Annotated in this window: 20 protein-coding genes and 1 other RNA gene; 10 read left to right on the top strand and 11 right to left on the bottom strand. The window is 48.4% G+C overall.

The window, feature by feature from the left end; translation table 11 throughout:
* Positions 1-3: 3 nt before the first annotated feature.
* Positions 4-639: a 16S rRNA (guanine(527)-N(7))-methyltransferase RsmG gene (gene rsmG, locus ACFQRK_RS17995; RefSeq protein ID WP_379009208.1), complete on the top strand. Its 636-nt coding sequence runs from the start codon at positions 4-6 to the stop codon at positions 637-639.
* A gap of 32 nt (positions 640-671) precedes the next feature.
* Here rsmG and ACFQRK_RS17990 read toward each other — a convergent pair whose 3' ends face one another.
* Positions 672-1,187, bottom strand: a complete 516-nt coding sequence (locus tag ACFQRK_RS17990) for a DinB family protein (protein ID WP_379009206.1) — start codon at positions 1,185-1,187, stop codon at positions 672-674.
* Between the two features lie 69 nt (positions 1,188-1,256).
* Between ACFQRK_RS17990 and dprA the strand changes: the two genes are divergently transcribed.
* From dprA to ACFQRK_RS17960, 6 genes are all read left to right on the top strand, one after another.
* Positions 1,257-2,351, top strand: coding sequence for a DNA-processing protein DprA (gene dprA / locus ACFQRK_RS17985; protein WP_379009204.1), 1,095 nt, complete (start codon positions 1,257-1,259; stop codon positions 2,349-2,351).
* Between the two features lie 79 nt (positions 2,352-2,430).
* Positions 2,431-2,529, top strand: an RNA gene (ffs, locus tag ACFQRK_RS17980) — signal recognition particle sRNA small type.
* Positions 2,530-2,640: 111 nt separating this feature from the next.
* The gene (locus ACFQRK_RS17975; protein ID WP_379009202.1) at positions 2,641-4,749 is read left to right on the top strand and encodes a M3 family metallopeptidase; all 2,109 of its coding nucleotides are present in this window, start codon (positions 2,641-2,643) and stop codon (positions 4,747-4,749) included.
* Positions 4,750-4,811: 62 nt separating this feature from the next.
* Entirely contained in the window at positions 4,812-5,654 is an 843-nt protein-coding gene (gene accD, locus ACFQRK_RS17970) for an acetyl-CoA carboxylase, carboxyltransferase subunit beta (RefSeq protein ID WP_379009200.1), read from the top strand.
* Between the two features lie 115 nt (positions 5,655-5,769).
* On the top strand, positions 5,770-6,738 hold the full coding sequence (locus ACFQRK_RS17965; protein ID WP_379009198.1) for a M23 family metallopeptidase: 969 nt from the start codon (positions 5,770-5,772) through the stop codon (positions 6,736-6,738).
* 66 nt (positions 6,739-6,804) lie between these two features.
* Positions 6,805-7,140, top strand: coding sequence for a MerR family transcriptional regulator (locus ACFQRK_RS17960; RefSeq protein ID WP_379009197.1), 336 nt, complete (start codon positions 6,805-6,807; stop codon positions 7,138-7,140).
* Here the strand turns inward: ACFQRK_RS17960 and fbp are convergent.
* The 3 genes from fbp to ACFQRK_RS17945 form a co-directional block, all read right to left on the bottom strand.
* Positions 7,114-8,133, bottom strand: a complete 1,020-nt coding sequence (gene fbp, locus ACFQRK_RS17955) for a class 1 fructose-bisphosphatase (RefSeq protein ID WP_379009196.1) — start codon at positions 8,131-8,133, stop codon at positions 7,114-7,116. The two genes, ACFQRK_RS17960 and fbp, sit on opposite strands and share 27 nt — an antisense overlap.
* A gap of 106 nt (positions 8,134-8,239) precedes the next feature.
* A complete protein-coding gene (locus ACFQRK_RS17950) occupies positions 8,240-8,734 on the bottom strand; it encodes a metallophosphoesterase family protein (RefSeq protein WP_379009194.1) in 495 nt (164 codons plus the stop codon).
* A gap of 22 nt (positions 8,735-8,756) precedes the next feature.
* Positions 8,757-9,467 (bottom strand): tRNA1(Val) (adenine(37)-N6)-methyltransferase, encoded by a 711-nt coding sequence (locus tag ACFQRK_RS17945; RefSeq protein WP_379009192.1) that lies wholly within the window; start codon positions 9,465-9,467, stop codon positions 8,757-8,759.
* Positions 9,468-9,591: 124 nt separating this feature from the next.
* Between ACFQRK_RS17945 and hutH the strand changes: the two genes are divergently transcribed.
* Positions 9,592-11,154 (top strand): histidine ammonia-lyase, encoded by a 1,563-nt coding sequence (hutH, locus tag ACFQRK_RS17940; RefSeq protein ID WP_379009191.1) that lies wholly within the window; start codon positions 9,592-9,594, stop codon positions 11,152-11,154.
* Here the strand turns inward: hutH and ACFQRK_RS17935 are convergent.
* From ACFQRK_RS17935 to alaS, 3 genes are all read right to left on the bottom strand, one after another.
* A complete protein-coding gene (locus tag ACFQRK_RS17935) occupies positions 11,151-11,837 on the bottom strand; it encodes a response regulator transcription factor (RefSeq protein WP_379009189.1) in 687 nt (228 codons plus the stop codon). The two genes, hutH and ACFQRK_RS17935, sit on opposite strands and share 4 nt — an antisense overlap.
* 99 nt (positions 11,838-11,936) lie before the next feature.
* Positions 11,937-13,031, bottom strand: coding sequence for a redoxin domain-containing protein (locus ACFQRK_RS17930; RefSeq protein ID WP_379009188.1), 1,095 nt, complete (start codon positions 13,029-13,031; stop codon positions 11,937-11,939).
* A 50-nt stretch (positions 13,032-13,081) separates the two neighbouring features.
* A complete protein-coding gene (gene alaS, locus ACFQRK_RS17925; protein ID WP_379009186.1) occupies positions 13,082-15,700 on the bottom strand; it encodes an alanine--tRNA ligase in 2,619 nt (872 codons plus the stop codon).
* Between the two features lie 247 nt (positions 15,701-15,947).
* Here alaS and ACFQRK_RS17920 point away from each other — a divergent pair, with 247 nt between their 5' ends.
* Together ACFQRK_RS17920 and ACFQRK_RS17915 are read left to right on the top strand one after the other, a co-directional pair.
* Positions 15,948-17,270 carry an OmpA family protein gene (locus ACFQRK_RS17920; protein ID WP_379009446.1) on the top strand — a complete coding sequence of 441 codons (1,323 nt, stop codon included), beginning with the start codon at positions 15,948-15,950 and terminating at the stop codon, positions 17,268-17,270.
* Positions 17,271-17,444: 174 nt separating this feature from the next.
* Positions 17,445-19,223, top strand: a complete 1,779-nt coding sequence (locus tag ACFQRK_RS17915) for a DEAD/DEAH box helicase (protein WP_379009185.1) — start codon at positions 17,445-17,447, stop codon at positions 19,221-19,223.
* A 124-nt stretch (positions 19,224-19,347) separates the two neighbouring features.
* On the opposite strand, the gene ACFQRK_RS17910 is transcribed toward ACFQRK_RS17915, so the two are convergent.
* The 4 genes from ACFQRK_RS17910 to ACFQRK_RS17895 all read right to left on the bottom strand — a co-directional run bounded on the left by ACFQRK_RS17910 (position 19,348) and on the right by ACFQRK_RS17895 (position 25,367).
* A complete protein-coding gene (locus ACFQRK_RS17910; protein WP_379009183.1) occupies positions 19,348-20,799 on the bottom strand; it encodes an MFS transporter in 1,452 nt (483 codons plus the stop codon).
* 114 nt (positions 20,800-20,913) lie between these two features.
* The gene (gene uxaC, locus ACFQRK_RS17905; protein WP_379009181.1) at positions 20,914-22,329 is read right to left on the bottom strand and encodes a glucuronate isomerase; all 1,416 of its coding nucleotides are present in this window, start codon (positions 22,327-22,329) and stop codon (positions 20,914-20,916) included.
* A gap of 15 nt (positions 22,330-22,344) precedes the next feature.
* Positions 22,345-23,988, bottom strand: coding sequence for a UxaA family hydrolase (locus ACFQRK_RS17900; protein WP_379009180.1), 1,644 nt, complete (start codon positions 23,986-23,988; stop codon positions 22,345-22,347).
* A complete protein-coding gene (locus ACFQRK_RS17895; RefSeq protein ID WP_379009179.1) occupies positions 23,988-25,367 on the bottom strand; it encodes a tagaturonate reductase in 1,380 nt (459 codons plus the stop codon). The genes ACFQRK_RS17900 and ACFQRK_RS17895 overlap by 1 nt, the downstream gene beginning before the upstream one ends.
* Between the last annotated feature and the right edge of the window lie 10 nt (positions 25,368-25,377).

The raw sequence follows: 25,377 nt of genomic DNA, 5'->3' as shown, positions 1-25,377 counted from the left end.
ACTATGTTCAATCCGGACGTTGAGATCATTTACCGGTATTTTCCGAAACTTTCTGAAATACAACGGGAACAATTTGCAGAACTAGGCGATCTGTACGCGCATTGGAACGCACAAATCAATGTCGTTTCCCGCAAAGATATCCATAGCCTGTACCTTCATCACGTACTTCATTCACTCGGGATTGCCAAATTCATCAATTTTACTCCGGGCACACACGTGCTGGATGTGGGTACCGGAGGGGGCTTCCCGGGGATTCCACTGGCCATTCTATTTCCCGAAGTACAATTCCGGCTGGTCGACTCCATCGGCAAGAAAATCAAGGTCGTGCGGGAAGTGGCTACGGCAATCGGCGTGAAAAATGTAGAGGCCGACCACATCCGTGCAGAACAGCTTGACGAAAGGTTTGACTTTGTCGTATCGCGCGCCGTCACCCGGTTGGTTGATTTCTACCCGTGGGTACGCAACAAATTCCTCAAAAAAGACAAGAATGCCATCCCCAACGGTATCCTATACCTCAAAGGCGGCGACCTGCGGGAAGAAATACGGGAGGCACGACTTCGTGCGGAAGTACATGCCCTATCTGATTATTTTGCGGAAGACTTTTTTGATACCAAGCACCTCGTGTACATTCCGGTTTAGCGAATTTGCTGGGATCAATTCCTTTAGCCGCGTCAGCCTCGTTCCACCAATAATCTGACCGTTACCAAGAGTTGGCCGACATGCCGTTGGGTATGTTCAGCAGCGTGAAACAGCAATCCCATCAAGGTAGTGGGTATGCGCTTTCTACCTAGATACCGAGCATGGGTCAGTTGGCTTTCATCCGTCCGCCGAAGTTGTCTGATGGCCCAATCCACGCGTTCCGCAAAAGCGGAAACTAACGCCGCGCCGCGGCTTTCCGGCACCGCCTCTCCCTCTGCGCGTAGGTAAGCAAACTGGGCTTCCGACAAGGGCCGATCTTCGGCATAGGTAAACAAGCGATCGATCACACCGGCCATGTGCTTCAAATGGAAACCTACGGCTGCCACCCCACCGGGCCTCTGCCACAGGTAACGGTCATCGAAATCAGCCATATACAAGGTCACTTCTTCTTTTGCTTGCAACAGGGCATGCGCCACCGGCTGCAATAAGGCAGGGACGCCGCGTATCGGTCCCCGCATCCACACTTCGGATTGTTGTTCTTGAGCCATTGATCCATTCGTTATGAGATGAACACAATATAGCAATTTTAAGATATTTTTTATACATTCGCATTACCTATGAGCCTACTTCATCAAATCGCATTGACAAAAATAAACGGCGTGGGTCCTGTCATCGCCCGCCATTTACTGAATCATTTCCCGGACGCCGAAGCCATATTTGCCGCATCCAGGAAAGAACTCCTGACGATACCGGGGATCGGTAACCGATTGGCTGCGGCAATCTTGGAAGCACGTATCTTCCACGAGGCGGAAAACGAACTCCATTTCATTGAAAAGCATCGCATTCAAGCGCTTTTCTGGCGCGAAAGCCAATACCCAAAACGCTTAGCTCAATGTCCGGATGCACCGCTGCTACTTTATTACAAAGGAAACGCAGACCTCAATACGCCACGTACCATCAGTATTGTCGGCACACGAAATGCCACGGCGTATGGTAAATCGATCTGCAGCGAATTTATTAGAGACCTTCAGCCCTACGGCGTCAGCATAATCAGCGGATTGGCCTATGGTATCGATAGCCATGCCCATCGGAACGCCCTTACGTGCGGCCTGCCGACCGTCGGCGTTCTCGGACACGGTCTTGACCGGATCTATCCATCCGCCAACCGGGAAATGGCTGCACGGATGCTGGACCAGGGTGGACTGCTTACGGAATTTTCTTCCGGCACTGTTCCCGACAAGCAAAATTTTCCGATGCGTAACCGTATCATCGCTGGACTGGCCGACGTGACCATTGTCGTTGAGGCTGCCATTAGAGGAGGTGCGCTCATTACCGCGGAAATCGCCAACACCTACAACCGTGATGTATGCGCATTTCCCGGCAACCTGCATCAGGAATTTTCGTCGGGGTGCAATTATCTAATTAAAACCAACCGTGCGCATCTGATTACCCATGCGAAAGATCTGGCATACCTCATGAACTGGGAAATTGACGAAAAAAATAAGCCCCCCCAGCAGCTTTCACTTCAAATTTCTTTGGGCAAAACCGAACAACAGGTATATGACGCCATTCACGCGGCCGGACAGATTGCCATTGATGAACTTGCACGGCAATTGCAGTGGACACAAAGTAAATTGGCCATCACCCTGCTTGAAATGGAAATTAAGGGCGCCATTGCGGTCATGCCCGGTAAGGTATATCGGATTTCCTAACATCACTGTAAACCAACCGATTAAAAAACAAACATCATTTCTATTGAATTTTCGCCGATATTCCTTATATTTGCGCCATGGGTAAGTCTTTTACGACCAGCTCCCCAAGAATCCCCCAGGGTGGGAACGCAGCAAGGGTATTGGGTTGTAGCGGTGCGATAAAAGGAGCTTGCCCATTTTTTTATGGCCTATACTCGACAAGGCAACGATGTGATTACAAATACCACCGAGTTGTCCAACCGTAAACTTTTGGTTAACTTTGGCGCGCACACCAAAAGTTAAGCACCGCATGAATCGTAACTGTTTTTTACTGTTATTGACGGCTTCGGCCATCTCACTCGTTTCTTTCGAGAATCATCGCATCGCGACCGATAATCCGTTTTTCGCTTCTTATGACACGCCGTTTGGGGTTCCCCCTTTTGACCGCATTAAAAATGATCATTTTAAACCAGCATTCGAAAAGGCAATTCAACGGCATGCCGCGGAGGTAGATTCCATTGCGAACCTGGCCGAACCACCTACCTTTGATAACACGATCGTCGCACTGGAAAACGCCGGAAAACTACTCACACGCGTGTCGTATGTTTTTTCAAATCTCAATTCTTCCACCACCAATCCAACATTGCAGGCGCTGGACAAAGAAATCGCGCCTATACTGGCTGCTCATCGAGATAACATTACCCTCAACGCCCAGCTTTTCGAGCGTGTGAAGGCGGTTTGGAACACACGTGAAGACCTGGAGTTGAGTAGTGAAGCGGCTATGTTGTTGGAACGCACATACAAGAACTTTGTTCGCAACGGAGCCAATTTGACTGACAAAGATAAGGCCACCCTACGCAACATCAATGCCCAATTAGCAGAATTGACTACGCAATTCGGGCAGAATGTGTTGGCTGCTGTCAATGCCTATGAATTGGTCGTTGATAAGGAAGAAGACCTTTCCGGACTTCCCGAAAACCTGAAAGCTGCCGCTGCGGAAACCGCTGAGGCAAAGGGACACGACGGCAAGTGGGTCTTTACACTGTCTAACTCCAGCGTGATGCCGTTCCTACAATATGCAGACAACCGTGAGCTCCGCCGGAAAATATGGGAAGCCTACAAGAACCGGGCAGGTAGCGGTGAACACGACAACAGTGGTATTTTAATCAGAATCGCGAACCTCCGTTTACAGAAAGCCAACCTGCTAGGCTACCCCACCCATGCACATTATGTGTTGGAAGAGGCCATGGCCGAGAATCCGGTCAACGTAAAAAAACTCCTGGACGACCTGTGGGCTCCGGCAATCAAAAAAGCAAAAGAAGAGGCGTACGACATCCAAAAAACCATCGAAGCCTCAGGCGGGTCTTTCCAAGCAGCGCCGTATGACTGGCATTATTACGCGGAAAAGATACGGCGTGAACGTTTCTCTCTGAGTGAGGAAGAGCTACGGCCCTATTTTAGCCTGGAAGCCGTCCGCCAAGGCGCGTTTGAAGTGGCCAACAAGCTGTATGGCCTCTCATTCAGAAAATTGGAAGATCTACCCATTTACCACCCCGAAGTGGAAACATACGAAGTACGGGAAGCCGACGGAAGCCATGTCGGGATATTCTATGTAGACTACTTCCCACGCGAATCCAAACGCTCGGGCGCTTGGATGAATTCTCTCCGCGCGCAGTACACGGTCGATGGCCAACGGATAGCTCCGGTGATTGTGAACGTATGTAATTTCACTCCACCGGTAGGCGATCAGCCTGCTTTGCTTACCTTTGATGAGGCCAATACGTTATTTCATGAGTTCGGCCACGCATTGCATGGCCTGCTATCCAACGTGACCTACCGCAGTCTTGCCGGCACCGCTGTATCTCGTGATTTCGTAGAACTCCCCTCCCAGATCATGGAAAACTGGGCCGAAGACCCGGCGGTGCTGAAGAAATACGCCAGGCATTATGAGACCGGCAAACCTATTCCGGACGAATTGATTGCCAAACTCGAAAATGCCGGTACGTTTGGACAGGGATTTGCCACTGTGGAATACTTAGCATCGTCTATACTGGATTATGACTACCATACCATCACCGAACCAATTACAGTATCTGCTCAAGTATTTGAAAAAACATCGATGACTCGCGCGGGATTAATAGCGGAAATTATCCCACGGCATAGCAGCACGTATTTTCAGCATATCTTTAGCGGAGGTTATTCTGCGGGCTATTATAGCTACATCTGGGCTGAAGTACTGGATGCCGATGCGTTCGCAGTCTTTAAGGAAAATGGGCTCTACGACCCCGCTAGCGCAGCCTCCTTCCGTGACAACATCCTGGAGAAAGGTGGTACGGAAAAGCCTGCCGAGCTGTATCGCCGGTTCCGGGGCCAAGACCCCAACCCTATCCACTTGATGCGGAAACGAGGGTTAGACTAATCCGGCATTACTTGCATATCCCCGCAACTTTAGCTAACTTCGCATCCCATAACACAATTTGCATGAGTTGGTTTAGACGTGAAAAAGCCGGCATCAGTACGGCTACGGAACATAAAAAGGAAGCACCCGATGGTCTGTGGAATAAATGTCCTTCCTGCAAAAAGCCCTTGCTTAACATTGAGCAGATAGAAAATAAGTATGTATGTCAATATTGCGGTTATCACCTCCGCATTGGATCGGCGGCTTATTTTTCCATTCTCTTCGATGACAATCAGTTCTCTGAGTTATTCCCTAATCTAAGGTCTGGAGACCCGCTGCATTTTGAAGACACCAAAAGGTATACGGAACGCCTGGAAGAAAGCTATGCGAAAACCGGATTGAACGATGCCATTCGTTGTGCCCATGGCAAGATAGAGGGGCGTGATCTGGTACTGGCTTGCATGGATTTCACATTTATCGGTGGGTCCATGGGATCCGTAGTGGGTGAAAAAATTGCCCGTTCCATCGATTACTGCCTGCAACATCGGACCCCTTTCATGCTCATATCAAAGTCTGGAGGTGCCCGTATGATGGAAGCTGCTTTTTCGCTCATGCAGATGGCAAAAACATCGGCTAAACTTGCGCTGCTCAACGAGGCCAAGCTCCCTTATATTTGCTTACTGACGGATCCCACTACGGGCGGTGTGACAGCTTCCTACGCCATGCTGGGAGACATCAACATTGCCGAGCCCGGCGCACTCATCGGCTTTGCCGGCCCGCGTGTCATCAAAGAGACCATCAAAAAGGATTTGCCTAAAGGGTTTCAAACGTCCGAATTTCTGCTGGAACATGGCTTTCTCGACTTTATTGTCGACCGACGCCAGCTCAAACAGAAAGTAGCCCTGTTTCTGTCCATGGTCAGCTAGCTTGTCTACCTGTTGATTTTTTCAACAACTTTACCTAAGTTTGGCTCCAACTTGTTGGCTATCTTGGCATCAAGTCAGTCAGACCATTAACTGAAAGCAATCAAATGGAGCGCTAATGGCGAAAGCAAAGTACCATTACAACTCGCATACACTGAAGTATGAGAAGATAAAAACAAGCACCAAAACGTGGGCTCTCCGCGTTATCGGTTTCCTCACCAGCTCCTTTGCATGTGCCATTTTCCTGTTTTACATAGGCTTTACTTTTTTTGACTCGCCAAAAGAAAAACAATTGCAGCGAGAAATGGATCAGATGGCGCTTCAATATAACCTGATGCAGGAACGGATGAAACAAATCGATGCCGCACTGGAAGGCATGCAACAACGCGATGATCATATTTACCGGGTCATCTTTGAAGCCGATCCCATAGATTCCGATATCCGCAAAGCGGGGTTTGGCGGTGTCAACCGGTATAAAAATCTCGAACATTTCAGCAATTCAGATTTGATGATTGAAACCGCCAAAAAGCTTGATTACATCACCAAAGCATTGTATGTGCAATCGAAATCGTACGACGAGCTGACGGAATTGGCCAAGTCCAAAGCTGAAATGATGGCCAGCATTCCAGCCATCCAGCCTGTTGACAGCCGGAAGGGCCATGCGGGTGTCTCGGGTTTCGGCACACGGATACATCCGGTTTATAAGATCCGGAAAATGCACGCGGGTATCGACTTTGCAGCACCCGTCGGCACGCCTATTTATGCGACCGGAAATGGAAAGATAGAAGCGGCGGGCACGGACGGCGGGTATGGACGGCGGATCATCATCAATCACGGATACAGCTACAAGACGCTTTACGGCCACATGAGCAGGTTTGCGGTTCGGGTAGGCCAACAGGTAAAACGGGGCGACTTGATCGGATACGTCGGCAATACCGGGATCTCCACGGGCCCGCACGTCCATTACGAAGTGCACAAAAATAACGAGCCGGTAAATCCCATAAATTTCATCTACAATGATCTGACGCCCACCGAATACGTAGCCATCCTGGAGGCGGCGTCCCAGGAAAATCAGTCGTTCGATTGATAGGCTAGGATATTTCAACGGTAATTGTATCTTTGCAAAGCAAGGTAACTCAATCCTGTTCATGATATGCCTTACAAAGAGCGTGAAATAAACAAACTCTACTATACGATGGGCGAAGTAACCACCATGTTCGGTGTCAATGCGTCCCAGATACGTTTTTATGAACGCGAATTTGATATCCTTCAGCCTAAGAAGAACAAGAAAGGAAACCGGCTGTTTACGCCGGATGACATTGCCAATCTGAAAATCATCTTCAATTTGGTCAAAGACAAGGGGTATACGTTGCAAGGGGCGCGAGACTACCTGCGGGATAATAAAAGCGAAGCGCGCGAAAACCAGCGGGTCATTGACTCGCTCCAGCGTTTAAAAGCTTTTCTATTGGAGGTTCGCGACAGCCTTTAGCTGAATAAATTTCTCTACTTTTTCTACCATTGCCGTACTGCCGATAAAAATTGGCGTTCGCTCGTGAAGGTATTGAGGTTGAATATCCAGGATCCGCCGATACCCATCGGTGGCTTTCCCGCCAGCCTGTTCCACGATGAAAGCCAATGGGTTGCATTCGTACATCAGTCGTAATTTACCTTGCGGATGGGAAGACGTGGTGGGATATAAAAATACACCGCCCTTGATCAGATTACGGTGTACATCGGCTACCATCGACCCAATATACCGCGAGGTAAACGGCCGACGGGTCTCGGCATCCTCTACCTGGCAATACTTGATGTAATCTTTTACGCCCTGCGGAAATTTCACGTAATTACCTTCATTGATCGAATAGATTGTGCCATCAGACGGCATCCGCATATTGGGATGAGAAAGGCAAAATTCACCAATGGATGGGTCGAGCGTAAATCCATTCACGCCTTTACCTGTGGTATAAACCAACATAGTCGAAGAACCATAAATCACATAACCCGCTGCTACCTGCTGCGTTCCCGGTTGAAGGACTTCCTCCGGTCGGATCGGTGCAGCCGGATCAGTACGCCTATAAATAGAAAAGATGGTGCCCACAGAGACATTGACATCAATGTTGGAGGAGCCATCTAATGGATCAATACAGACGATGTACTTCGCATTTTTTGAGATATGCGAGTCGATAAAAATACAATCATCGTGTTCTTCCGAGGCCACAACGCAGCATTCGCCACCGCTGCGCAACGCAGATATAAACTGCTCATCCGCATAAACGTCAAGCTTCTTCTGGCCCTCCCCCTGAATATTGGTCGTGCCGTTGTCTCCCAATATATCAACAAGCCCGGCTTTGTTAACCTCACGGTTCACGATTTTTGCCGCAATGCCGATATCACGCAAAAGCCTTGATAATTCACCCTTTGCATACGGAAAATCAGCTTGCTTCTCGATAATGAATTGCCCCAGCGTAGTCACTTTTGTCATATACCTTCGTCCAGTTAGTGTATTTCACCTTTTTTAACACCGGACAAAAATAGCCAAATACAGCACTAAAACAAGAAGATAAAGAAAACTTAGTGTAATAATAATATCAAACACCCCTTAATTCTATGACCTCAAGATTTTCGATACGTTTATTGTTTATGCTAAAACGTAAAAGCGTGCGGACCTTATGCCAGCCCTGTTTCCCCGCCGCGCCGGGATTCAGATGAAGGCATTGTAACTTTTGATCGTACATGACTTTGAGAATATGCGAATGGCCACAAATGAAAAGTCGGGGCGGGTTTAGCTGGATGTCCTTCCGTACCTGGGGACTGTAACGATTGGGATAACCACCGATATGCGTCATCCAGACATCCACTTCTTCACAATTAAAGCGCAGGTGTTCCGGAAAAACGGCACGGATATCTTTGCCATCGATATTTCCGTAAACTCCCCTCAAGGGCCGAAAAGCTGCCAAGGTATCCGCCACGGCGATATCACCAAAATCACCCGCATGCCAGATTTCGTCACATGACTCAAAATGCTGAAATATCGCCTCATCGAGGTAACCGTGGGTATCCGAAAGCAATCCGATCCTGATCATACAAGGGCGAATATAGGGATTCCTAAAATGCCAGAAAAAAGTCTTTCAGTAAAGACCGGTAAGCGTCACTATAGACACCTTTATTTTTGTAAATTACCAAGTCACCTTCCCATCCCGGGCTCACCAAAGGAGTCCTGCCAATGGCAAAAATGCGACGGATCGGTGGGTCGTACGCAAAAGACCTGATATCCCGTTGCCCTTGCACCACCATTCCAAATTCACCGATAGCCCGTTGCTGAATCCAATCAGCCAACGCAATGGGAGCGACAAGCTGTAGGCTTCCCCTCTCTGTAAGCCACCTGTCTGCCCGCTCTAGCATTTGGGAATAAAACGATACATCCGTATGCCTGGATACCTGCTTTCGATGATCACGGTTTTTAAGGGCATGCAGAAAAAAGGGCGGATTGGAAACGATGAGATCGAAAGCCTCCCCCGGTTGAAAATCAGCCAATGCAACCGCTTGCACAGAAACCCTTGTCGAAAATACAGACCTGGCAAAATTCTCACCGGCCAACTTCGCCGAACGACCATCCACTTCGATGGCCTCCACCGTCGCATTGGGAAACCGTTGCGCCAGCATCAATGCGATCACGCCGGTACCCGTACCGATATCGAGAATGCGCAAGGGATTGGCGATGGAAGCAGTAGCACCCAGCAATACACCATCGGTATTGACCTTCATGGCACTTTCGGTCTGATCGACCGCAAATTGTTTAAACCGGAATATAGACATACGGGGGTAAAGTTAAAAATTCATATTTCTATTGCGTAATTAGGGAATAGTTCCGATCATTGTGCTAGCACATATGTAATCTAACGTTACGCTAGCGAATTGCCGAATCACTTGTTGCGCTATCATGAAGAATTTTCGATATGGTACTGACAGACTTACCGTAAAGTCGGTTTTAGCGCTCACGCATGGGCGACTCCACGGAACACTTTCTGCCAAAGCGAGGCATAAAGTGGATCGATCAGCCGCATTTGTAAAAGAAATGGTGTCCCATAGCGACGTGGTCTATGGCATCAATACCGGATTCGGTCCTTTATGCGATACCATCATTTCTGCAGAAGACACTACGCTCCTCCAACACAACCTACTGCAAAGTCACGCCGCAGGTGTCGGTGACTCCATTCCGGCTCCCGTTGCGAAGACCATGATGATCATGAAAGCCCATGCGTTGGCGCAGGGATATTCCGGCGTGCAATTGCGCACATTGGAGCGTATTATCTGGATGGCCGAGCAAAATATCATTCCGGTGGTTCCATCACAGGGATCCGTCGGCGCATCGGGTGATCTAGCTCCGCTCTCCCACTTATTCCTGCCACTCATCGGAATGGGCGAAGTTTATTACCGAGGAGGCATTTTGCCTGCTGAAGTTGCCTTAAAGGCGTATGGAATGTCGCCCTTGCAACTGGGACCGAAAGAAGGATTGGCACTGATCAACGGCACGCAATTCATTGCGGCCCACGCTGCACATGCCTTACAGCGGATGCACAATGCCTTGGAAGTAGCCGATTTGATCGGAGCGCTGTCACTGGAAGGGCTGATGGGATCTTATAAGCCCTTTGACAGCCGTCTGCATGAAATTCGCCCTTTCCGGGGCAACCAACTGGTTGCCAGCCGTCTCTGGGAATTGCTTCATACATCCGAAATTGCCAACTCCCATCCAGACTGCGGTCGTGTGCAAGATCCGTATTCATTACGGTGTATGCCTCAGGTACACGGCGCTTCACGTACAGCTTGGCTCCATCTCAAGGAACTTACAGAGATCGAAATCAATGCAGTCACCGACAATCCCATCGTGTTAGGGCCACATGAGGCGGTAAGCGGCGGCAATTTCCATGGCCAACCTTTAGCCCTCGCGATTGATTATGCGACCATCGCGGCAGCGGAATTGGGGAACATTTCCGACCGCAGAAGCTACCTTATCATTGAAGGACGTTATGGTCTTCCCAAACTGTTGATCCCCGACGCCGGTCTCCATTCGGGGTTTATGGTACCTCAATATACTGCGGCTGCGTTGGTATCCGAAAATAAAACATTATGCTTCCCTGCTAGTGCTGACAGCATTCCGACTTCTCTGGGACAAGAGGATCATGTTTCAATGGGTGCGATAGGCGCTCGTAAACTAAATAAAGTGATTGACAATCTCGAATACATCCTCGCCATTGAATTGCTGTATGCCGCACAAGCGCTGGATTTCCGCCGTCCCCGCAGATCTTCAGAGGTGTTAGAAGCGTGTCACGCCCTGGTTAGGGAGAAAGTTCCGTTCGCAGACCGTGATCGCATTTTCGCCAATGATATCAAAAAACTTCAGCGTCTGATCAGTAGCGGCCGGTTTCTGGACGAAGCAAACCAAGCGGCAGAAGCCGCTGGCTGTAACCTCCATAAGCCCGAGTATGAGGCGTTTGTAATTTAGGCTTCAAACTTATATCCCACGCCCTTTACCGTAGAAACATAGTTTTCGCCGATTTTTTCACGTAGTTTACGAATATGTACATCAATGGTCCGATTGGTAACAACCACTGAGTCTTCCCAAATATTCTTTAAGATTACCTCCCGGGTGTATACTTTGCCCGGCTTGGAGGCCAGCAAGTAGAGTAATTCAAATTCCTTCTTGGCAAGCACGATCTTTTCGCCGTTCTTAAACACCAAAAAAGCTTCCCGATCGATTACGAGGTCGGAAATTTCCAATTTTTCATTTGGAAGCTCATCCATCGGTGCATTCCGCCGTAAGATTGCATTGATACGGCTCAGCAATGCGCGTGGTTTGATGGGTTTCGCTATGTAGTCATCTGCGCCGACATTGAATCCGGCAATTTCCGAATACTCTTCACTGCGAGCGGTAAGAAACACCATGAACGTGCTTTTGAATTCCGGCATAGCTCGCATGATACGGCAAGCTTCGATCCCGTCCATTTTGGGCATCATCACATCGAGGATGATTAGATCCGGCATGATCTTTTTAGCGGTCGTTACAGCTTCCTGACCGTTGAACGCAGTATGTACCTGATAGCCCTCCCGCTTGAGGTTATACGCAATCAGCTCCACGATATCAGGTTCGTCGTCTACTACCAGGATCTTTTGTTTTGCAGTGCTCATCGTGTTTTTTTTGCTAAAGTATGTACTTATTGACAAATCACCGTTAAACCAGCATTAACAAATCGTTAAACAACACACGCCATTAACACAAACTATGCACTAATCCAACGTTTTCTTTAAAAAAGCTGGCAATTCGGAACCCCGTAGGTTTTTGGCAATAATCTTTCCCTGCGGATCAAGCAAATACGAAGTAGGGATAGCCTGTATCCGATATAAGCCTACCACTTCGCTTCCCCACTGCTGTAAATCGGAAACCTGCGTCCATTCCAAGCCATCGTCTTTAATGGCCCGCATCCAAGCCCCTGGGTTATCATCGAGCGAGACGCCCAGCACCGTAAATCCTTTGTCCTTGTAGGCATGATACTGCGCCACGATATTCGGATTTTCCTGACGGCAGGGCACACACCAGGATGCCCAGAAGTCGACCAAGGTATACTTCCCCCGAAAATCAGACAACTTGACCTGCCGATTATCCGGCGTAAGCGACTCAAAATCGGGTGCCGGCTGCCCAATCGCCAATCGCTTCAATCGCGCCATTTCTTCCACAAACTGCCTAACCTGCACATTATCATCCCACCTACCGGAAATCCGATCAGCGTAGGCAATCAGCTCCGACTCCGCTAGCTCCTTATCCAATGTACTCATGGCAAAAAAGCCAGCAAGGTCGTCGTGTTCATTCGCAAACCGCGTAGTTGCCTCTGTATATGCCTGCATGTGCTGACGGTATTTCTGCATGAACTGTTGCCGCAGGTCCATAAGCGCTGCATCGTCCAATCCCGCGGCTTGACTTGCAAACGACGTTTCCAATTGCGCTTCAAACCGTTCTTTTTCAGCAATGGTACCGGCAAAACGCTGTATTTTTTCCGACAGCGGCGAACCGGAAATTTCGTAAGTATTCCCTTCTGACATGAGATCGGTGCGGAAAGTAAGACGATCTCCGTTTTGCAATATTAAGTGATACTTGTGATTGCCCGCTTGCAACGTGAGTAACCTTGGGTGGGACGCCGCCCTCCGCAACACGAATTCACCCTGCTCATTCAAAAAGACCGAATCCAACTTCCGATCTCCTTCATATAAAGACACAGTACGTACATTCCCCGCATTGGCAACCTTCCCTTCAATCGTGAACTGTTCGTCATTGGCACAGGCCGCGAGCACGAACACCAAAATCCCTATTATGAAAATTCTATTCATTTTTAACGTGTCTTTTTTTCTGATCCATAGCTTACGCAGCTTACCCCATGCTACGACAATACCCAATCCTTCGCTTTGGCCAACGCCTGGGGCAAGCCTTCAAGATCCTTACCTCCTGCAGTCGCATAAAAAGGCTGACCACCACCTCCACCCTGAATGTCCTTGGCTAGTTCCCGCACAATGGCACCGGCGTTCCAGCTCTTCTCGTTAATTAAATTATCTGAGATGACCACCGTAAGCGACGGCTTCCCGTTGATTTCAGCCCCCAATACTAAAAACAAGTTTTCAATTTCACCTTTTAGCGCATACGCCAGCGTTTTGACCGCTTCTGCATTGGGGAGGTTAACCCGCCCGGCAATAAAAGTAACGCCATTAATATCCTCTGCCTTTGCGGCCAGCTCCCTTTTCAATTGCAGTGCTTTGTCCGTTACCGCGCGTTCGACCGCTTTCCGCAAGGCGTTATTTTCTTCAAGCAGACGGTTCAATGCCGATAACGCATCCTTCGGATTATTAAGCAGTTCCCTGAATGCATTGACGGTCTTTGCCTGCTCTTCGATAAAGCGCTCTGCCGCACCCCCGGTGATGGCCTCTACACGCCTTACTCCTGCAGCCACCGCACTTTCAGCAACGATTTTAAAGAAACCGATCTGCCCCGTTGCCTGCACATGTGTACCACCGCATAATTCCTTGGAAAAATGACCGTCGAAAGTAATCACCCGGACGTGGTCGCCATATTTTTCTCCGAACAATGCGGTCACTCCGGCATCAACAGCTTGTTGGAAAGGTACGTCCCGTTCTTCCTTCAAAGGGATATTTTCCCGTATTTTGCCATTCACAATACGCTCGATCTGTAAAAGTTCCTCGTCGGTAACCTTGGCAAAATGTGAAAAGTCAAATCGGAGGTATTCGGCATTAACGAGCGACCCTTTCTGGTTCACATGGCTTCCGAGCACTTGTTTAAGCGCGGCATGAAGCAGGTGCGTTGCTGAATGGTTATTCTCGGTTTCGCGTCGCTTTTCAATGTCGACCACTGCCCTAAAGGTTCCTTGCAATTGTTTGGGCAACGATTGGACATAGTGAACGATGAGCCCGTTTTCCTTCTTGGTGTCTGTAACGATTATTTTTTCATTCGTCTGGCGCGAAACCAGTACGCCGGTGTCTCCAACTTGGCCACCTCCTTCCGCGTAAAAAGGCGTAACAGCTAATACCAATTGGTATTGTTCTTTTCCCTTGGTAGTGACTTTCCGGTACTTGAGTATTTCGGTTTCACTTTCCGTCTGATCATACCCCACAAAATCCGTTGCCTCACTTTCCCGTAGCACCACCCAGTCATCGGTATCGATAGCAGTAGCAGCCCTCGAGCGATCCCTTTGTTCGGCCAACGCCTGTTGGAATCCCTGCATATCCACTTTCAATCCTTTTTCCCTGGCTAACAGATCTGTCAGATCTATGGGAAAGCCAAACGTGTCATACAATTCAAAGGCAAAATCACCTGTTACGGCCTGCTTTTCCTTCGCATAGCTTTCAAAACGTTGAACGCCGGTAACCAATGTACGCAGAAAAGACTGCTCTTCTTCCAGCACCACTTTCTGCACAAAATCCTGTTGGGAAGCTAATTCGTCAAACACGCCCTCAAACTGTTGCGCCAAAAGCGGTACCAACTCATGCAGGAACGGTTCTTTGAAATGGAGAAACGTATAAGCGTAACGCACAGCACGCCTCAAGATGCGCCGTATCACATATCCTGCCCGATTATTCGATGGCAATTGTCCGTCGGCTATCGTAAAACTAATGGCGCGGATATGGTCTGCCAGCACCCGCATGGCAATATCCGCCTTTTCATCGCTCCCATAGGGTATGTTCGCTTTTCGGGCAACGTAATCGATAATAGGCTGGAATACGTCAGTATCGTAATTGGAGGCTTTCTGTTGGATTACGCGCACCAATCGTTCGAACCCCATTCCTGTATCTACATGTTTCGCCGGCAATGGGTGGAGTGAACCATCCTTTTGGCGGTTGAACTGCATAAATACCAGATTCCAGATTTCGATCACCTGTGGATGATCTGCGTTGACAAGCGTCCTTCCATCCACTGCATTCCGCTCTGCATCCGTGCGGCAATCCACATGGATTTCCGAACAAGGACCACATGGCCCGGTGTCCCCCATTTCCCAAAAATTATCTTTCTTATTGCCTAACAGAATGCGGTCGGATGCAATAATTTCACTCCAATAGGTATACGCTTCATTGTCTTTGGACAGGCCCTCCGTTTCATCGCCTTCAAAAATGGTTACATACAACCTATCTTTGTCCAATTTATACACTTCGGTAAGCAGCTCCCAACTCCATAGGATCGCCTCTTTCTTGAAATAATCGCCAAAGCTCCAATTTCCCAACATTTCGAACAACGTATGGTGATAGGTGTCGATCCCCACTTCTTCAAGGTCGTTGTGTTTACCCGACACGCGCAGACAGCGCTGGGTATCGGCTACGCGGGAATAATTCGCCCGAGCTTCTCCCAAAAAGATATCTTTAAATTGGTTCATTCCCGCGTTGGTAAACATCAAGGTCGGGTCGTTCTTGACAACTACCGGAGCAGATGGTACGATATGGTGATTTTTACTTTCAAAAAAAGCCAGAAAGGCTTCACGGATTTCCCTACTAGTCATTGAAACGGATGTGTTAATCTTTTTGTGCAAATCTAGGCAAAATAGCGTGTATATACAATTTTGAGGACTTCACCCTTCAAACGGACAATGCCGTAATGGCAGCTGTTGGCTGAAGCCTTAACAAATACTAAAATAAATCTATGTCCATCGTAATTAAAATGATAGAATCCGTAACGGATTATTGGTAAAGAATGGCTCGCTAATTGCTTGGTTGATGAAAAAAAATACATCAACAGAATTACTACGTATGAACATGAATCTTACCAAATCCGTATCGCTTGCAACTGTGAGCATTCTTACCGCAACCCAATTAATTGCCCAAACACCTACCGTCAATGAGGTAAAACCGTTCGCTCCGGAAACCGAGTACCGGACGTGGTCCATCGGTGTGCACGGTGGTCTATTGAATCAGTCTAACCTGATCGGTTTACGCCGTAAATTTGATCAAGTGGAGAATAATTTCGGTTACGGCTTTTACGTAAAAAGACAAATTTTACCCGGCTTTGGCATTCAAGCCGAATACCTGGGAGGGAAAGTGTCCGGATCGTATGAGCGCAATGACAATTCGTTTGAAACCAAATTGCCCTGGTCGGCCGCCCTATCTGCACACATCACGTTAGCCAATATTAATTGGCGGCATCATCAAGGTTTAATCAAACCTTATTTGAACGCGGGTATCGGAGCCCTTGGATTTGAGCCCTCGTCCAAACTAAACGGGGTGACCAACGAATATGATCAAACCACCGAGCTTTTTATTCCCGGTGGCGTCGGACTGAAATTTGCCGTAACCAACGGTTTTGCCATCGATTTAGGCTACCGGCTCAACCTGGTCCAGTCGGCAAATTTTGATGGTGCCAGCATCGGCGGCTCGAAAGATATTTTCTCTTACGCACATTTAGGCGTAGAATTTACTCTTGGCGACCGGACAAAACCATCCCTTGCCAACAGCAACCCTGTGTCGGCCATGCAAAAAGAGTATACCGAACAATACGACGAATTGGTTGCTCAGAAAGCAGCGTTTGACGCCCAGAAAGCGGAAAACGAAAAACTCACCGCACAACTGGAACGCCTTTACGCCGACCTTGCAGATGACGACGGCGATGGCGTAGCAAACCGATACGACAAATGTCCGGATACACCTGAAAAAACCAAAGTGGATGGATCAGGATGCCCCTTACCCGAGCCAAAAGCACCCGTTGTTCAACAAATAACCGTAACCGATGAGGATCGGAGGGTTGTAGACGAGGCCATTCAGAATCTGGAATTTGACCTTGGGAAGGCTACCATCCGTGCGACTTCTCATCCCAGTCTTAATAAGGTTGCCGCGTTGCTAATCGAGAAGAATTTCAGTCTTAAATTGGCCGGCCACACGGACAATACAGGTTCCATGCAAACCAACATGCGCCTTTCGAAAGAACGGGCCGAGGCCGTAAAAGCATATTTGGTTAGCAAAGGCGCTAATCCATCGCGTATTGAAGCCACTGGCTATGGACCTACTCAGCCGATTGCCAGCAATAACACTGCAGCAGGCCGCCAACAAAACCGGCGGGTAGAGTTCACGTTATATTAACATCATAAATAAAGCTGAAAAAGGCCGATCTGTATTGTCAGATCGGCCTTTTTTCCGTTGGGATACTTCACATGCCGCCCCTTCGCTATTTTCACTTTTCACTTTGAATTTCAATAAATTAACCGTACCTTTGCACCGCCTTAGGCAATAGTGCCTATTGTATACATAATATTCATGAACCCATTTATTGAACTGGGGATCCGTCATGATATTGTTAATGCCATCAACGAGTTAGGTTTCGAGAAACCCACTCCCATTCAGGAACAAGCCGTTCCCGTACTTTTGACAGGCAGCAACGATTTTGTCGGATTAGCCCAAACAGGCACCGGCAAAACCGCAGCGTTTGGCTTGCCATTGTTAGAATTGTTGGATTTTTCGCAGAAGCACCCACAGGCGCTGGTTTTATGCCCCACCCGTGAGCTGTGCCTGCAGATTTCCAAGGACATCGAAAAATTTGCCAAGAACATTCCGAATGTACATGTGGTCGCCGTTTACGGTGGCGCAAGTATCAGCGACCAGTTGCGGCAGATCCGTCGAGGCGTGCAGATTGTCGTGGCCACTCCGGGCCGCATGTTAGACATCATCGGCCGCAATGCCATCGATTTCTCTAATGTAAGGTATGTTGTATTGGATGAAGCTGACGAAATGCTCAACATGGGCTTTCAGGAGGACATCAACAATATCCTGTCCACCACTCCGGACGAGAAAAAAACCTGGCTATTCTCAGCCACCATGCCTGCCGAAGTACGGCGGATTGCGAAAAATTACATGACCGATCCGTATGAACTGACCGTAGGTACCAAAAACAGTGGAAATGTCAACATTGAACACCACTACTATGTAATCCGGGCGCGGGATAAGTATGCGGCTTTCAAACGCATCGTCGATTCAAATCCCGAAATTTTCGGTATCGTATTCTGCCGGACTAAGGTTGAAACCCAGGAAATTGCCGAAGCATTGATCAAAGATGGCTATAATGCCGATTCGCTTCATGGCGACCTGTCGCAGCAGCAGCGCGACAAAGTAATGAAACGCTATCGCGAACGTAGTCTGCAATTATTGATAGCTACCGACGTTGCAGCCCGGGGTATCGATGTAAACGACGTCACTCACGTGATCAACTACTCGCTGCCAGACGAAATTGAAAACTACACACACCGGAGCGGCCGTACTGCGCGGGCCGGCAAAACGGGCATTTCACTTTCATTGGTGAACCTCAAAGAATTAGGCAAGATACGCCAGATTGAAAAAGTCATTGGTAAGTCCTTTGTCAAGATGGATGTACCAAGGGGTGAAACAGTGGTAGAAAGCCAGTTGTTTGCGATGATCAACAAGGTGCAGCAGGTTTCGGTAAATGATGATCACATTGATCCGTATTTACCAAAAATCCTGGAGAGCTTTGCGGATTTGAGTAAGGAAGAAATCATTAAACGATTTGCTTCGCTTGAATTCAACCGCTTTTTGGAGTATTACCAAAATGCACCGGATCTGAATGTAGACGCCAATGAAGGACGCAGCTTGGATCGCAAAGGTAAGACTGAGCGCTTTGGCCGCGATGGCTATAAATCGGATTACACCCGTTTGTTCATCAATCTCGGCTCTGTAGATGACTTCACCCGCGGCGACATACTGGGATACATTTGCAACACGACGCGGATCAGCGGTAAAGCCATTGGCAAGATCGACTTAAAAGGCGTCTATACATTTTTCGAAGTTGAAAATGCCTCGGTCGACAAAGTATTCAGTGGTTTTCAAAACGCTGAATTCAATGGGCGCAGTGTACGCGTGGAAAATGCCGGAGAAGGACGAGGGGACAGCCGCGGCGGAGAAAAACGCAGCCGATCGTTCCGCAACGGGTCATCGGATTATACCGGTGGCCGCCGCAAGCGTGAAAACGGTAGCGGTTTCCGTGACTTTTCGGGAGGGAAACGTAGGGAAAAGAGCCGTTGGTAAATTCCTAAAACAGACGTTATCATATAGACAAAGCCACCCAAGCGGTGGCTTTGTCGTTTTATACCCGTCCTAACCTTATTTAAAAAATCGATGCCGGCAGCAAAAAATCGAACGGTTTACTTCATCAGTCGATATCCGTTATCGGCGCATAATGTGGCACCAGCGATTTCATGATCACCCAACCGATCAAATAGGAAACCGAGCAGATGGAGAAAATAATAAAGTATCCCGATTCGATGCCGGTGAAGCCCATGAATTTCATATTTGTGTTGGCCGCATGATCGAAAAGCATACCCGACCCTTTGTTGATAAAGAATGAACCGACGCCGCCGGCCATTCCACCAATTCCGGTAATGGTTGCAACGCTTGACCGTGGAAACATGTCGCCGATTGTCGAAAAAATATTTGCAGACCACGCTTGGTGCGCGGCGGCGGCTATACCGATGATCAATATCGGAATCCATACGGAGATATACCCCAGAGGCTGGGCAAGCAGTGTCAACAACGGAAAAAACGCAAAGATCAGCATCGATTTCATACGGCCGGAATACGCATTCATTCCTTTCTTATCCACAAAATAGGTAGGCAACCATCCCCCTATTATCGAGAGCAATGTGAGTGCATAGAGTACAAAGATGTGCAGCGCGCTTTCGGTAGAATCCAAATTATAGACAGAACTAAGGTATGCGGGCGTCCAAAACAGGAAAAACCACCAAACGCCGTCCGTCATGAATTTGCCAACCGCAAACGCCCAGGTCTGCCGGTAGCCAAATGCCTGCAAGAAAGACATTTTTCTACGCACATGAGGTTGATCTGTCTCTGTTGACGGCTGCCTTTCCACGTCATCTTGCTGAATATAAGCCAGCTCAGCGGCATTGACTTTGGGGTGCTCATGCGGCTTTTTGTACATAAAAAGCCAAAAGCCCATCCAGACGAATCCCAATGCGCCAATAATAAGAAAAGATGCTTCCCAACCGTAAGCCTCCGCAATGAAAGGAACGGTCACCGGTGCGGCCAGTGCCCCTACCGTTGACCCTGCATTAAAAATACTGGTCGCAAATCCGCGGTCTTTTTTCGGAAAAAATTCTGCCGTTGCCTTAATGGCTGCCGGAAAATTGCCCGATTCACCAAGTGCCAATACAATCCGCGCAACAATAAACAGGGACACACTCACCGAAACGATGCTCCCCACATCGCCGACCGTGCCAAGCAGCTCCTTTGCCTGTTCAAAACCGACAAACCAATTGCCTGTGAGAACACCCGCCGTAGCAATCCCGCAATAGGCATGCAAACAAGCACCCACGGACCAGATACCGATCGCCCACATAAACCCTTTTTTGGTATCCAACCAATCCACGAACCGTCCTGCAAACAGCATCCCGATCGCATACACCAACGAAAAGATAGCGGCTATATTTCCATAATCATTATTTGTCCAATGAAACTCCGGAACGATAAAATCCTTCCACGTCAACGAAAGCACCTGTCTATCCAAATAATTAATCGTGGTAGCAAAAAAAAGCAAATAGCAAATCGTCCATCTGTATTTACTGGCTCGTTGGCTAGAAGTCATCATATAAGTTTTAATGATTAGATTTATACGGCGTAAACGTTTACGCCAGCCAAATATAACAAGACTTGCTGAAATGACCCGGTTTATTGCCGATTTTCTTCGAAATCGTTTTCGCTATCACCGCGACAATCTATCCCAGCCAAAATACCGATTTGCATTGTGATAGCAAATATCCTGAATCACCTGCCCGATCCATGGCAAGTCGTTGGGCAGCTCGCCATTTTCAATTTCCGTTCCGAATAAATCGCATAATAACCTCCGGAAATATTCATGCCGGGGGAAAGAAAGGAAACTTCGGGAATCCGTTAACATGCCCACAAAGCGGCTTAGCAGTCCCATATTAGATAAGGCGTTGATCTGACGGACCATCCCATCCTTTTGATCGAGGAACCACCAGCCCGATCCAAACTGAATTTTGCCAGGCACTGACCCATCGTTGAAATTTCCGATCATTGTCGCCATCAATTCATTATCGGCAGGGTTCAGGTTGTACAGGATGGTTTTGGTCAATTGATTGTCGCGATCGAGCCTGTCGAGGAATATAGAGAGTGCTTTCCCATGCCTGAAATCGCCAATGGAGTCCCAGCCGGTGTCGGGTCCCAATTTCGCCATCATTCTCGAATTATTGTTACGCAAAGCGCCCAAGTGATATTGCTGTACCCAATTCTTTTCGGCGTCCCATTGCGCAAATAGGAACAACAGGGCGGATTTGAATTTCCGGTGTTCCGAATCGGAAACCGCTTGCCCTGCCAAGGCCTTTTCAAAGATGCGTCCGATTTCCTCATCGGTATAGGCTTCAACATAAATCTCCTCCAACCCATGGTCGGACACACAGCACCCCATCGATGCAAAAAAGTCGTGTCGGGATTTGAGCGCATGTAAATAATCGTCCAAATCCGAGATAGAACGATCCGATACTTTTTCCAAAGCGGTGACGTACGCTTTAAATTTTTTCAGATCACTGAGGTTCATCCCCGCGTCTGGTCGAAACGCTGGAAAGACCGGGATTTCAAAGGCTTCTTCACGCAGTTGTCGATGAAAGTCAAGCGTATCTATTGGGTCATCCGTCGTACAAATGATCTTCACATTCATGCGTTCCAACAGTCCGCGCACACGGTACTCCGGCGACCGGAGCTTTTCCTGTGTTTCGTCAAATATACGGTCAGCCGTATCCTTGTTCAGCAATTCGGATATACCAAAATAACGCTGCAGCTCCAAATGCGTCCAGTGATACAGTGGATTTCGCATGGTATAAGGAACTGTTTCCGCCCATTTGCGAAATTTCTCACGGTCGGATGCCGCTCCTGTAATGTAATGTTCATCGACGCCATTTGTGCGCATTGCACGCCATTTGTAATGATCGCCATTGAGCCACACTTGCGTGATATTGTCAAAACGCGTATTCTCGGCTATTTGTTGCGGCGGAAGGTGGCAATGATAATCGATAATGGGCATGTTTGCCGCATACCCGTGGTATAAAATCTGAGCGGTATCTGTATTCAGCAGAAATTGCTCATCCAAAAATTTCTTCATGTCGTATTTCGCTTTTTATAAAGATACGCCCCGCTTCCAAGGAATAAAATCGTCTTGATTAAGCTGTACCGCTTTTGGCACGACTTCGCCGGAAGCCGCGCGTATACAATACTCCAATATATCTTCGCCCATCTGTTGGATGGTTCGCGTTCCCGCTATAATCGGACCGCAATCAATGTCGATGATGTCGGCCATGCGCTTCGAAAGGACGCTGTTGGTTGCCACCTTGATGACCGGACAAACCGGATTGCCGGTAGGCGTACCGAGTCCCGTGGTAAACAGGATGAGTGTTGCGCCGCTTGCCGCTTTGCCCGTGGTAGCTTCTACATCGTTTCCAGGGGTGCAGACCAAATTCAATCCAGGTTTTGTGGCCCGTTCAGTATAGTCCAACACATCAACAACCGGTGATGTTCCCCCCTTTTTTGCAGCCCCGTTGCTCTTGATCGCATCCGTGATTAGTCCATCGCGTATATTTCCCGGCGAAGGATTCATGTGGAAGCCCGATCCAACTCGATCGGCGGCTTCGCTGTAGTCCTTCATCAACTGAATGAATTTGTGAGCAGCTGCTTCATTGATCGTCCGATCGATCAAATTCTGCTCCGCACCGCACAATTCTGGAAACTCGGCAAGTAAAACCGTTCCGCCAAGGGCCACCAGCAGATCCGCGCAATGCCCTACGGCCGGATTGGCCGATATACCGCTGAATCCGTCACTCCCACCACATTTGACGCCGATGGTCAGTTTGCTCAGGGACGCCGGTCTACGCACGCATTTATTCGCTTCGATGAGACCAACAAAGGTTTGCTGGATGGCGTCGGTAATCAGTTGCTCTTCACTTTGCGACTGCTGTTGCTCAAAAATCAGCAGAGGTTTATCAAATTTCGGATTCAACGCGTATAGGTCGTCCAGGAAATCGCGCACCTGCAGATTTTGGCAGCCAAGACTGAGCACGGTAACGCCGACTACATTGGGATGGTCGGCATAAGCCGCCAGCAATTTACTCAATACAGCTGCATCCTGCCGGATACCGCCACATCCTCCCTGATGATTAAGGAACTTGATGCCATCCACGTTCTTGAATAGCCGATCTACCGGCACAACAGATTCCCTTACCGCCAGGTCGGCCGAAGTCACGTCTTCACCCCGCGCGTACAATTCGCGCAGTATATGTGTTTTAGCACGGTACTTGTCTGTAACGGTATACCCGAGTTCGTTGTGCATTGCCTCCCGGATCACATCCAGGTTACGGTTCTCGCAAAACACCGTGGGGATGAATAACCAATAATTGGCGGTTCCTACCCGTCCGTCGCTGCGATGATAGCCCATGAACGACCGGCTTTCAAACTTGGAAACTTCCGGTGCTTCCCAGGTGTACGAGTATGGCCGGTATGCATAGGGTTCCGTGGCATGTCTTAGGTTACGGGTATTCATCCATTGCCCGGCTTTCACATCATGCAGTACACGCCCCACCATGACACCGTACATAATAACGGCACTGCCTGTGATCAGATCTTCCGTAAAAAATTTATGCTTTGCGTTAATATCTTCTACCAGCACGTAAGTTTCGCCACCATAACCGATGCTTTCACCCGCCTTCAGATCCTGTAACGCAACCAATACATTATCACTTGGGTGAATCTTCAATACACGATTTTCCATTACCTAGCCTTCTCGTTTCCATTCAATTGATTGATCACGTCCAACAGGGGGCGTGTTTCCAATTGAGTTATGTTCTGTTTCACGGCATCCCAAAACCCAGTGTATGCCCGTAAATCGGCTTCCCACGTTGCGAACAATTCTTCGCCTTCTGCAGCCTGCATAAACTTTAAATAACCTGCAAACCCCAATGCCATGTAAGGTGGCACCTTGCCATATCGTTGCATATAACGAGCAATCGTCGGCAAATTTCGCATCCGCATTTTTGATGTGTAATTTGTGCTGATACTCTGCCATTGATGCTGGAGATAAGGGTTACCGAACCGATCAATCACGTGGTTCGCGAATTCCGATGCTTCTTCCTCGTCTATGCCAACATTCGCCAATGCGGGAATGATTTCACTGTGCATCACATGCTTTACATACGCTGAAAACACGGGATCGGCCATAGCCGTCTTTACCGTATCAAACCCCGCGAGTATGGCCAATCCACATGCAAATGTGTGACTTCCATTGAGCAAGCGCAATTTAAGCTCTTTAAACTTTTGAATATCGGCGGTTATTACAACTCGTTTATCGACGCGTGCAAACGAAAGCACTTCCGACACACGCGGATGGGACGACTCGATGGCCCAAAGGCAAAATGGCTCAGCCATAATGGCTAATTCGTCTCTGTAGCCCAATTCATCCTCGGCTTGTCTCTGTTCGGCTGCACCCAACGCGCCTGGTACAATCCGGTCGACCAGGGTATTGCAGAAATGATTGCAATTTTCCACCCAATTAATAAAATCACTTCCTAGTTGATGGCGTTCCGCTAAAGCGATGACAATGCCGCGCAGCACCTCCCCATTTTTATCAATTAGTTCGGTGGGAAGGATGACCATTCCCTTGTCTTCCGCTCCGTTAAACACGCGGAACCGCTCGAACAAGACCGCGGTCAGTTTTCCGGGAAAAGACACGGGAGGCGAAGCAAGGGGATTATCCCGCTCATCTAGCATAATTCCCACCTCAGTGGTATTGGAAATGACAATTTCTACTTCCGGATTCTTAACACTGTCTAAAATGGTCGTCCAATCACTAGTTGCGGAGACGACCCGACTGATCGCAGCAATCAGCAACACATCCTGTACATCCCTGCCTCTTTCAAGTCCTTTGATGTGAAGCGTATATAGGTTATCCTGCCGATCGAATTGATCCGTATTTCCTTTATCAGTCGATTTCACCACCACGATACTCCCACCAAATAATCCAGCTCGATTTGCCTGCTCAATAAAATAATCCGGTAACCCACGAAGCAATACCCCTGTCCCAAACTGGAGTACTTTTTCCGGGTAGTCTGGAAAGGAGTTTTCTTTGATTAATTGCCTGTTCAGTAAATTCATTTAAAAATAA

The organism is Parapedobacter sp. GCM10030251 (assembly GCF_042666505.1).
In the GTDB taxonomy this organism is placed as follows: Bacteria; Bacteroidota; Bacteroidia; order Sphingobacteriales; family Sphingobacteriaceae; genus Parapedobacter.
The sequence above is the reverse complement of the archived record's forward strand: the minus strand, read 5'-3'. Positions and strand labels throughout refer to the sequence as shown.

Excerpts from the sequence above, each read along its gene's own strand:
- ACFQRK_RS17960 (WP_379009197.1), top strand. The coding sequence starts at position 6,805 with ATGCCTTACAAAGAGCGTGAAATAAACAAACTCTACTATACGATGGGC.
- fbp (WP_379009196.1), bottom strand. The coding sequence starts at position 8,133 with ATGACAAAAGTGACTACGCTGGGGCAATTCATTATCGAGAAGCAAGCT.
- ACFQRK_RS17945 (WP_379009192.1), bottom strand. The coding sequence starts at position 9,467 with ATGTCTATATTCCGGTTTAAACAATTTGCGGTCGATCAGACCGAAAGT.
- ACFQRK_RS17930 (WP_379009188.1), bottom strand. The coding sequence starts at position 13,031 with ATGAATAGAATTTTCATAATAGGGATTTTGGTGTTCGTGCTCGCGGCC.
- ACFQRK_RS17910 (WP_379009183.1), bottom strand. The coding sequence starts at position 20,799 with ATGATGACTTCTAGCCAACGAGCCAGTAAATACAGATGGACGATTTGC.
- dprA (WP_379009204.1), top strand. The coding sequence starts at position 1,257 with ATGAGCCTACTTCATCAAATCGCATTGACAAAAATAAACGGCGTGGGT.
- rsmG (WP_379009208.1), top strand. The coding sequence starts at position 4 with ATGTTCAATCCGGACGTTGAGATCATTTACCGGTATTTTCCGAAACTT.
- ACFQRK_RS17895 (WP_379009179.1), bottom strand. The coding sequence starts at position 25,367 with ATGAATTTACTGAACAGGCAATTAATCAAAGAAAACTCCTTTCCAGAC.
- ACFQRK_RS17950 (WP_379009194.1), bottom strand. The coding sequence starts at position 8,734 with ATGATCAGGATCGGATTGCTTTCGGATACCCACGGTTACCTCGATGAG.
- uxaC (WP_379009181.1), bottom strand. The coding sequence starts at position 22,329 with ATGAAGAAATTTTTGGATGAGCAATTTCTGCTGAATACAGATACCGCT.
- ACFQRK_RS17935 (WP_379009189.1), bottom strand. The coding sequence starts at position 11,837 with ATGAGCACTGCAAAACAAAAGATCCTGGTAGTAGACGACGAACCTGAT.
- ACFQRK_RS17975 (WP_379009202.1), top strand. The coding sequence starts at position 2,641 with ATGAATCGTAACTGTTTTTTACTGTTATTGACGGCTTCGGCCATCTCA.
- ACFQRK_RS17920 (WP_379009446.1), top strand. The coding sequence starts at position 15,948 with ATGAACATGAATCTTACCAAATCCGTATCGCTTGCAACTGTGAGCATT.
- ACFQRK_RS17900 (WP_379009180.1), bottom strand. The coding sequence starts at position 23,988 with ATGGAAAATCGTGTATTGAAGATTCACCCAAGTGATAATGTATTGGTT.
- ACFQRK_RS17990 (WP_379009206.1), bottom strand. The coding sequence starts at position 1,187 with ATGGCTCAAGAACAACAATCCGAAGTGTGGATGCGGGGACCGATACGC.
- ACFQRK_RS17915 (WP_379009185.1), top strand. The coding sequence starts at position 17,445 with ATGAACCCATTTATTGAACTGGGGATCCGTCATGATATTGTTAATGCC.
- ACFQRK_RS17965 (WP_379009198.1), top strand. The coding sequence starts at position 5,770 with ATGGCGAAAGCAAAGTACCATTACAACTCGCATACACTGAAGTATGAG.
- hutH (WP_379009191.1), top strand. The coding sequence starts at position 9,592 with ATGAAGAATTTTCGATATGGTACTGACAGACTTACCGTAAAGTCGGTT.
- accD (WP_379009200.1), top strand. The coding sequence starts at position 4,812 with ATGAGTTGGTTTAGACGTGAAAAAGCCGGCATCAGTACGGCTACGGAA.
- alaS (WP_379009186.1), bottom strand. The coding sequence starts at position 15,700 with ATGACTAGTAGGGAAATCCGTGAAGCCTTTCTGGCTTTTTTTGAAAGT.